Origin of the sequence: Aeromonas sp. PS2Canimalfood6 (assembly GCF_048276795.1) — a bacterium.
GTDB classification, from domain to species: domain Bacteria; phylum Pseudomonadota; class Gammaproteobacteria; order Enterobacterales; family Aeromonadaceae; genus Aeromonas; species Aeromonas caviae.
The window spans coordinates 39,940-47,519 of record NZ_JBLUXC010000032.1 but is presented as its reverse complement, the minus strand read 5'-3'; the positions used below and the strand labels follow the sequence as shown (position 1 = coordinate 47,519).

The 7,580-nt window shown below is 61.0% G+C and carries 7 protein-coding genes and 1 pseudogene; 4 read left to right on the top strand and 4 right to left on the bottom strand.

Annotation, left to right across the window (positions count from 1 at the left end; genetic code table 11):
- Positions 1 to 116 (top strand): transposase (locus ACNPAA_RS13630; protein WP_160837970.1); only part of this gene is annotated, 116 nt, incomplete at its 5' end.
- A 3-nt stretch (positions 117 to 119) separates the two neighbouring features.
- On the opposite strand, the gene ACNPAA_RS13625 is transcribed toward ACNPAA_RS13630, so the two are convergent.
- Positions 120 to 1,415 (bottom strand): DEAD/DEAH box helicase, encoded by a 1,296-nt coding sequence (locus tag ACNPAA_RS13625; protein ID WP_417891820.1) that lies wholly within the window; start codon positions 1,413 to 1,415, stop codon positions 120 to 122.
- A 245-nt stretch (positions 1,416 to 1,660) separates the two neighbouring features.
- Positions 1,661 to 2,311, bottom strand: coding sequence for a DedA family protein (locus tag ACNPAA_RS13620; RefSeq protein ID WP_010675180.1), 651 nt, complete (start codon positions 2,309 to 2,311; stop codon positions 1,661 to 1,663).
- 290 nt (positions 2,312 to 2,601) lie between these two features.
- Between ACNPAA_RS13620 and ACNPAA_RS13615 the strand changes: the two genes are divergently transcribed.
- From ACNPAA_RS13615 to ACNPAA_RS13605, 3 genes and pseudogenes are all read left to right on the top strand, one after another.
- Entirely contained in the window at positions 2,602 to 3,570 is a 969-nt protein-coding gene (locus ACNPAA_RS13615) for an autotransporter domain-containing protein (protein ID WP_323582349.1), read from the top strand.
- A gap of 217 nt (positions 3,571 to 3,787) precedes the next feature.
- Positions 3,788 to 4,420 carry a topoisomerase DNA-binding C4 zinc finger domain-containing protein gene (locus tag ACNPAA_RS13610; RefSeq protein WP_052816477.1) on the top strand — a complete coding sequence of 211 codons (633 nt, stop codon included), beginning with the start codon at positions 3,788 to 3,790 and terminating at the stop codon, positions 4,418 to 4,420.
- A gap of 25 nt (positions 4,421 to 4,445) precedes the next feature.
- A pseudogene (locus tag ACNPAA_RS13605) lies at positions 4,446 to 5,296 on the top strand (NERD domain-containing protein).
- A gap of 69 nt (positions 5,297 to 5,365) precedes the next feature.
- Here ACNPAA_RS13605 and ACNPAA_RS13600 read toward each other — a convergent pair.
- Positions 5,366 to 6,529: a DUF1615 domain-containing protein gene (locus tag ACNPAA_RS13600; protein ID WP_417891819.1), complete on the bottom strand. Its 1,164-nt coding sequence runs from the start codon at positions 6,527 to 6,529 to the stop codon at positions 5,366 to 5,368.
- 145 nt (positions 6,530 to 6,674) lie between these two features.
- Complete coding sequence (locus tag ACNPAA_RS13595) at positions 6,675 to 7,580, bottom strand: GGDEF domain-containing protein (protein ID WP_319896472.1); 906 nt, start codon at positions 7,578 to 7,580, stop codon at positions 6,675 to 6,677.

Sequence of the window (7,580 nt, the reverse complement as noted above, 5' to 3'; positions counted from 1 at the left end):
TGCTGGAAGGGGTGAACAACAAGATCAAAGTGATAAAGCGTATGGCATATGGATTTAGGGACTCAGAATACTTTTTTCTGAAAATCAAGGCGGCCTTCCCCGGAAAGCCGCGATGAACCTTATTTCGGCTGACGGGGCTTCTTGGCCGCCGCCAGGCGCTTGAGGCGCTGGCCCTGCAGCTTCGCCTCGGCCATGGCCTGGGCGGCGGCGTTGTCTTCCCGCTGCGGGCGCTTGCCGAAGCGGCGGCGCTCCTGCAACTGCTTGATGAGGTCGTCGCGACTGCTCACCTCGTAACCCGGCACCATGATGCGGCGGATCTTCTGGCCGATGAGCGCCTCGATCTCCAGCAGGGTGCGCTCCTCCTCGCGGCTGACGAAGGAGATGGCCATGCCGCTCTTGCCGGCGCGGCCGGTACGGCCGATGCGGTGCACATAGTCTTCCGCCAGGAACGGCAGATCGTAGTTGACCACGTATTCCAGGCTCGGGATGTCCAGGCCCCGGGCGGCTACCTCGGTGGCCACCAGCACCCGCAGCTTGCCTTCGGTGAATTCGCGCAGGGCACGGCGACGGCTGCCCTGTGCCTTGTCACCGTGCACCACGGCAGACTTGATGCCGTCGAGGTTCAGCTCCTCCACCAGCTCGTCGCAGCTCTCGCGGGTGCTGGCAAACACCAGCACCTGCTGCCAGTTCTGCTTGCCGATGAGCTCGGAGAGCAGCTCGTGCTTGCGCTTCTGCTCCACCGGATAGACGGTGTGGCTGACGGTGTCGGCGGTGGAGTTCTGCTTGTTGACGCTCACCACCTGGGGCTTGTCCAGCATCAGGTTCGCGAGCTTTTTCACCGACTCGGAGAAGGTGGCGGAGAAGAGCAGGTTCTGGCGGGCCTTGTTGACCGCCTGCAGGATCTGCTGCACGTCGGCGCTGAAGCCCATGTCGAGGATGCGATCCGCCTCGTCCAGCACCAGGGTCTCGACCCCGGAGAGGCTCAGGTTGCAGGCGGTGAGGTGCTCGAGCAGACGGCCAGGGGTGGCCACTATGATGTGTGCGCCCGCTTTGAGCTTCTTGGCCTGCACATCCTGTTTGCCGCCACCCACGATGGTGAGGGTAGTGATATCAAGATACTTGGCAAAATCGTTGATGTTGCTCGCCACCTGGGCTGCCAGCTCGCGGGTCGGGGTCAGGATCAGCACGCGGGCATTGGAAGGTTGCACCGGCGCCGGGTTGTCTACCAGACGTTGCAGGATGGGCAACGCAAAGGCGGCTGTCTTGCCGGTACCGGTCTGGGCACTGGCCAGCACATCGCGGCCACGGCGAATGGCCGGGATGGCCTGGCTCTGCACAGGGGTCATCTCCTGATAACCGCAATCTGAGATGGCGCGCAAAATCTCGGGGGCAAAATCGAACGATTCAAATCTCATGTTGGGTTCCTGTGTTCCAGCGGAGCTGTAGTTGGCGTGGGTGGCCTGGGCCGGCGTGTGGCCTGGCATCGGCGAGGCGTGGAGCCAAGGACGGCTGGGTCTGACATCAGATCAGAAGATGAGCCGGAAAATGGCGGGCGCGAAGTGTAACAGATAGGCGACAGGAATGCCGCCTCAAATGGCCTGTATTTTTCCGGGGGCTGCGCTCTCCAGACGCGGCAGCAGGCGCAGCCCGGGCAGTGAGATCAGCGCACCCGCTTGCTCGGACGCTTGAGCAGCCGCATGCCGATGGCCGCCACCGCGATGACGAACAGCCCGAAAGAGGTGACGAGCAGGCACTTGGTCAGCAGCTCCTGATGATGGGCAAAGACCGGGGTCGCCATCACCATCTTGCCCACCATGCTCAGTACCAAGGACCAGAGGAAGGCGCTGGCAAAACTCGCCACGGCCACCCGCAGCAGGTGCAGGCGGGAGACTCCCATCAACATGGGGGTCAACACTCTCACAAAGGGGATGAAACGGGACACGAACATGGCCCAGAAGCCGTAACGATCCAGCAGTCGGGAGGCCCTGGGCAGGCTCCCTTCCGGGATCATTCGCTCCACATGGCCCATGAAACGGGTGCCATGCAGTGCCTGCCCCTGCCAGTAGGCGAGCACGCTCCCTATCCCGGCCGCGAGCGGCAGATAGAGCAAGGTCACCTCGGGCCCCAGCACCCCCATGCCCACCAGACCGCCCGCCAGCAGCACCAGGCTGTCACCGGGCAGGGGCAGAAAGACGAAGCTCGATTCAAGGAAGAGGATCACCACCAGACAGGTGACGAGCAGACCGATTGCCTGCATTTGTATAAGCTGATCAAAATCCTGATGCCATATGGCAAGCAGCATGTCCTGCATCTGGTGTGACTCCCATCAACGTAATGCGCATTCGTCATGATGACCCGAAGGCCCCGTCTGGTAATCCATCCCTGCTACCACCCCAATGTTCGTATGGGAGGCCTCTTATACACCCGGGGAACTGAACAATAAATTAATGTCTGTGATTTCTGCCCAGCGGTTCACCCTTCTCGCGGCCCAATGCGCACGCCCAAAACAGGACGGGCCAGCCCTTGCCAGGCTGCCAAGCCAGATGAAACCCGTTACAGTGTGAACATGCCCCGATGGACGGGGTACTCATGGAGCCAGGTATGGCAAGACAGCTCTCTTCTCACACACTTTCCTTGCTGGCGGTTATTGCCGGCGTCTCTGCCGGTCTTGTGACAAAGGCCCGTGCCAGCGACGAGAGCCTGGTTCAACAGCGCGCCAACGCCGTCGTCTCCCTCATGAGCTACGCTGTGGTGCCGGATATCACCGCCAGCAACCTAGATATCGGCAGCGGCACCAACGACACCTCTGCCCTCACCATCACCCAGCTCGGGGGTGGCGCCACCCTGAGCGAGGATGTTCCCCTCTATCTGGAGGGCACCCTGGGCTACAGCCGCTACGATCCCCAGTTCGTGTTCACCGATGGCAACGAGACCCGCACCATCCCCACCAAATGGAACAGCCTGAGCGCCACCGGCGGCATCGGCTGGGACTTCAGCCTGCACCGTGACCGCTTTGGCGGCAACCTGGTGCTGCGCCCCATCGCCAACTTCACCCTGGGCACGGTGGCCAGCGATCTGCGTATCGGCGCCGCCCTGATCGAATACAGGACAGGCAGAAGCCTCGACTTCCTCGATGGCGGCAACCTCAATGTCTATGGCCTCGGCGGCTCATTGATGCTGGACTATGAACTCTTCTCCGCCGCCCAGGACATCGATGCCGAGCTGCGCTACTCCTACCAGCATCTGCAAAGCTTCACCGGCACCGCCGAGAGCGTCACCGGTCAGGCCGATGCGGAAAACCTCGGGCTTTACCTGCGCCGCCGCGCTCCCCTCTGGGACTGGACCCTGCTGGACAGGCCCCTTCGCTACGTGCTGGAAGGGGCCAGAACCGAATACCTGGGGCAGCAACGGGGGCTGCTCGGTTTCAACAGCCTCAACTCCCTGGGACTTGGCCTCGAACTCGACAGCAGCAAGTACGACATCTTCATCACCCGCACCCGGCTGGTGGCCCGCTATATGTTCAGCCACAACACCAGCGGCTACTCCATCGGACTGGCGATGAGTTTCTAGCGCAGCAAGGCGACATGAACCGTCCCCGTCACCAAATCTCTGACTGAACGCACATTTGACTCCATTGCCGCTATGAGGTCCCACCTGTATCTCCTAGCATGGGGATACGGACGGTGGGTGAAGACGTGAAGCAGAACCACGCCGGGGATTGTGGTCAGGCTGACTACCTACTGTTGAGCAGAGAACACATGACATTTCCAGGGACAGGGAGCTTGTTATGGCCAAATTTCTGAATACCAGCGCAACCAACTATTTCCTCGAAGAGCTGATAAAGGATGCCAAGGAGCGGTTAATCCTGATCAGCCCCTTTCTCAAACTCAATGACAGGATCAAGGAGCTGCTGACCGACAAGAACCGGCTCAAGATCGATGTGCGGATCGTCTATGGCAAGAGCGAACTCCAACCGGAAGAGATCAGCTGGCTCAAGGAGCTCACCTATATCCGCACCAGCTTTTGCAAAAATCTCCATGCCAAGTGCTACCTCAATGAGGAGATGTGCATTGTCACCAGCCTGAACCTCTACGAATTCAGCCAGGTGAACAACAACGAGATGGGGGTGTTGATCCGGCGGGCGGATGACAGTGAGCTGTACCGCGATGCCTACGATGAAGCTCAGCGCATTATTCGGGTGAGCGAGGAGGTGCGCATCACGTTGGAGCGCGTCGCAAGCGACAGTGACCCGCAGGACAACGTGGCCGCCCATGCAGGTACAGCACCGGTTTGTCCAAAATGCGGCACAACCATGGTACTGAGGACCAGCAAACGGGGAGATACCAAGGGTAACAGCTTCTGGGGCTGCCCCGAATACCCCAAGTGTCGCAGCATCATCCCCATCGAGACCCATCCCTGACCGGGATCTGTGAAGGCTAAATCACATGGATATCACTGCTGCCATAGCGCCGCTGCTGACTCAGCTCTGGTTTCTCTGCCACTGCTGTTGATTGCCACCCTGCTCAAAACGGCCTGGTTCAAAGGGATGGTCGGGGAGTGGTTTATCAATCTCTGTATTCGGCTATTTCTCGACAAGCGGGAATATCGCCTGCTCAAGGACGTGACCCTGCCCACCCCCCAGGGCAGCACCCAGATCGATCACGTGATCGTCTCCCGCTTCGGGCTATTCGTGATTGAGACCAAGAACATGAAGGGCTGGATATTCGGCAACCCGACCCAGAAAAGCTGGACCCAGCAGATCTATCGCCGCAAGCACAGCTTCCAGAACCCGCTGCATCAGAACCACCTGCACATGATGACCCTCAAATCCCTGCTGGGGCTCTCAGACAACCAGCTTCACTCCATCATCTTCTTTATCGGCGACTGCACCTTCAAGACCCCTATGCCGCAGAACGTTATGAACCGTGGGCTCATTCGCTACGTCAAGGGTATAACCACGCCGGTATTGGCCGAGAGCGAGGTCGCTCACGTTGTCGACACCATTCAACAAGGGCGACTTGCCGCCAACTGGCAGACTCACAGACAGCATGTGGCACAGCTCAAGGCCCGCCACGGGGAAGCCCCCACCAAGCCTGTGCCAGCCAGCGTGCCGAGCGCTCACCACCCTGCACCGCCAACGGCCATTTATCCGGCGAACCTCCAGAGCCCCATGTGCCCCAGGTGTGGCAACCCCATGGTGCTGCGCACTGCCGGTCGAGGTGACAACAAGGGAAAACCGTTCTGGGGATGCCGTGAATTCCCTACATGCAGGGGGACCAGAGCGCTGATGAAGTAGATGGGAAGGCTGAACGACGGAGGCATAAAACAAAGGCGGCCAATTGGCCGCCTTTGTTACTTCTGCAAATCAGCGGATCATTGCTATCTTCTGCACGCAGCGCTGCTCGCGCTCATCCACCCGCTTGGCAAACCAGGCGGTGGTGAGGTTGCGGGTGATCTTAGGGCTCTTTAGCTGGATACCGGGCAAGATGGCGCGGGGTTGCCGTGTCCCGGCCTGTTTGTCGGCCAGGGCAAAGACCCTGTGGTAGAGATCGCTTTTGGCAAAGTCGCTGGTGTCCCCGAGCTTCAGGCTCTGGTGAATGGCCTGCTTGCTCATGTTGACGCGGCTGGCGATGCTGTGCACAGCGAGCTCGGTCTTGCCGGGCAGATCCGAGTCGTAGCGGATGAGATCCCCGTCCAGGGCCAGGGGCTTGCCACTCACCCGGCTTACCGCCGCCTGGAAGGCCGCATTGCGGCTCGCGTACCAGCCCGCATTGAAGTCGGCGAAGCGATAGAGGGTATCCGGGTAGTCGGCGGGATAGCCGAAGATGTGTTTGGTGCCAAACCAGATGCCGCCCCGACGAGTGAACACCTCGTGGCGAATGGACTCCTTCACGGGATAGGGGTAGCCACGGGCGTTGGCTTCGGCAAAGGCGACGCTCACCTGCATGGGGCCGCCGGTGCGCACCGGGTTGAGGTTGCCAAAGAGCTGCTTGCCCATGGGGACGCTGCCTATCATGTCTTCGAAGATCTCGCTCATCTCCCGCTCGGTGCGAAGTTTGTCGATACGCTCGGCATAGCTCTTGCCGGTGGGGGATTGGATGGAGAGGGCCGTGCGCACCATGAACTCGGGGATGAGCAGCTTGCCGGCCCGGGCATTGATCTCCTTCCAGGCAATCTTGTTGAGGTTGGGCACCACGGGGTCCGCCTGATAGGTCGCCTCCTGCTCCGCCACCGCCAGCACGCTGCAGACGTTGTGATCGCTCACCGTCAGCCGCTGGGTGGTGAGCGCCGTCACCACGTCATTGGCCCAGCCCGGCTTGTCCACCACGTTGCGCGGCAGGAAGCGCACGATGCGGCTCTTCATATCGGCCGGTTTTTGCGGCTGCATCGCCTTGGGAATGGGGCGCCCCGCCGGCGTCGCCGTGCTGGTCGGGGCGGGAGGCTCGCTGGCACAACCCGACAGCAGGGCAAGGGAAAGCAGTGACAACCAGCGCCAATGGGCATCAAACAAAGAGTGAAAGGGGATCATGAAGGCTTCCTGAAGAGCGGGACCTGCCCCTCATCGCGAATGAGAGGGCTCGAATGCATGGAGGCGGACATTGTAGGGAACAAGTCTGACAAGATGAAGGCGGATGAACCTGCTGGCCCGCTGGCTGCGGCATCCCCTGGCGTCATCACGCCAGCTCCACCCGGTTGCGTCCCAGGTGCTTGGCCTGATAGAGGGCGAGATCGGTGCGCTGGAGCAGGGCATCCACCCCCTCCCCGCTCTGGCTGATGCCCAGGGCAAGGCTCACGGTGAATCTTACCCCGTCACCTGAGACCAGCTCTTCGGTCGCGCACCTTATCTGCTCCGCCAGCGTACGGGCCTTGTCGCCCGTCATGCCGGGCAGCCAGATGGCAAACTCCTCTCCCCCAAGGCGTGCCACCACCCCATCCAATGGGCAGAGCTGGCGCAGCAGGGTGCTGAATTCACGCAGTACATTGTCGCCGATGGCGTGGCCATAGCGATCGTTGATCAGCTTGAAGTGATCGAGATCCAGCAGCAGGAGCGGCGTCCCCTCCTCTCCGTGCGCCTCCAGCACGGCGCGAAACGCCCGGCGATTGGAGAGCCCGGTCAGCTCGTCTGACATGGCGAGAGAGGAGAGCCGCATCTGGGTGCCATACATCTGTTGCACCATCAGCAGCACACCCCAGGCCGAGGCCAGCATGCCGATCGTGCGCAGGCTGTCTTCCACCGTGGAGAGCCACCAGGGCTGGAAATAGGCCTCATCCATCAGATCGATGACGCCGGAGACAAGCCAGAGGGTCAGCCCGCCGGTGAGGGAGAGATAGGTTTTCAAGGTGATCTGGGCACACTGCACCACCCAGAACATGAACAGCAGGGTCAACACGTTGAGCGCTTCGGCCAGAGCCCCGACGGTATAGAGGTTGTGCTCCGCCAGGGGATCAAAACTGGCCCCGGCCAGGATCCCCGTCAGCAGCAACAGACAGGGCAGGCTCACCAGCGCGAGACGACGGCAGGGAGGAAGCGAGAAGAACCGGGCGGGGTGAACGGATAACCTGAGGGGAGTCTTCATCAT